Source organism: Vibrio sp. 10N.286.46.A8, assembly GCF_041470165.1.
Lineage (GTDB): Bacteria > Pseudomonadota > Gammaproteobacteria > Enterobacterales > Vibrionaceae > Vibrio > Vibrio tasmaniensis_A.
Genome location: NZ_JBFRLX010000367.1, coordinates 1 through 1,230, shown reverse-complemented (window position 1 = coordinate 1,230; position 1,230 = coordinate 1). Strand labels below are relative to the sequence as shown.

The following is a 1,230-nucleotide window of genomic DNA, read 5'->3' as shown; positions in this document are numbered from 1 at the left end:
CCATGTGGGATGAAAACACAGCCAAAAACTGATCATTGACGCCATAGTCGTTTGTTAGCTTTCTACCACTCCCAAACAGGAGAATGACCAAAATGTCTCACGTAGTGAATCTGAGCACTAAACAAGCTTAGCCACCACTTAGACTCTATATTAAAAAGGCTTGTCACATTAAGGCGTTGATTGGAATTAAGGTATTTACTTAGTTTCTTATGATTTTCTGCTTTATTCAGAATCCCCCGAGGGATTGCGATAGGATCTTTCAAAAAGTAATTTCGATAATAATGCCTTATATCAAAGTACATACCCAAATCATCTAACGAAATTTCAAACTGACTCACCCATTGACTGTCATTTATTTTAACACCCTTTGGAATACCTTTCTTTCTGCACTTAACGATATCCACTGGTAGCAAATACGCACTTCTTATAGTACCAGATGAACTAAATAGGAATATAAGGTACACATCTGGGGAATCTCCCTGTGATAACTTGGCTGTACCATTTTTGCCGTCTTCGGGTGAAGTAGACTTTATTTCAACAAGAGAGTTTTTATATTCAAAATCCCACCCAGGGTGATTAGGTTCGATTTCATTCATATCTAACCCGTCAAACATGGCATTAAAAGCTACCTCTCCAATACGCCCTCGAAACTTACCCTCCTTTCCGGATGGTTGTCTTGGTAAACCACGATTTTGAGAAACCGCCCATTGGATAACGTCCTCATAAGTAACTTTTTTTCGTCGAGCTTCATCGTTAACTATTCTAACGCCCCGCACAACATCAGAAATAGCAGTAGTCAACTTAAACTCTGTTTCGATGGCAACATCATACTTTTGAGGCTGTCTAAAATCGTCACGAATCAAATCAGGGCGAAGAAATAACGGTTGATCTAGTTTCAAATCTTACCTCGAATATTAGTATTATCTTTATTGAACTATTTATAGCTGAATACCATACAGATAAGTATGGGGAAATCTGCTTTGAAAGCTAACGCCGCGTTAAGCGGACTAAAATTGTGGGTTATAATGTGTAGCGAAGCGAAACCTAACCCACTGTTTTAGTTCCGTTTAAACGCCTTGTTAACTCTCTGTTCTATATTTAAATTTTTCCATTCTGGTGTTGGTGATATCATTAGGAATGGTTCTGACGATAAATGCTTCTAAATTATGAATCAATGAAGGGTCAACTTCATATGCCGAAAAGTAAAAAGCTAAGTCATGTAAGTAAACA

General features: G+C 37.8%; 1 protein-coding gene. It reads right to left on the bottom strand.

Going from position 1 to position 1,230, the window contains the following annotated elements; translation table 11 throughout:
- Positions 1 to 62 precede the first annotated feature (62 nt).
- Positions 63 to 899 carry a hypothetical protein gene (locus AB4232_RS22475; protein ID WP_371727609.1) on the bottom strand — a complete coding sequence of 279 codons (837 nt, stop codon included), beginning with the start codon at positions 897 to 899 and terminating at the stop codon, positions 63 to 65.
- Between the last annotated feature and the right edge of the window lie 331 nt (positions 900 to 1,230).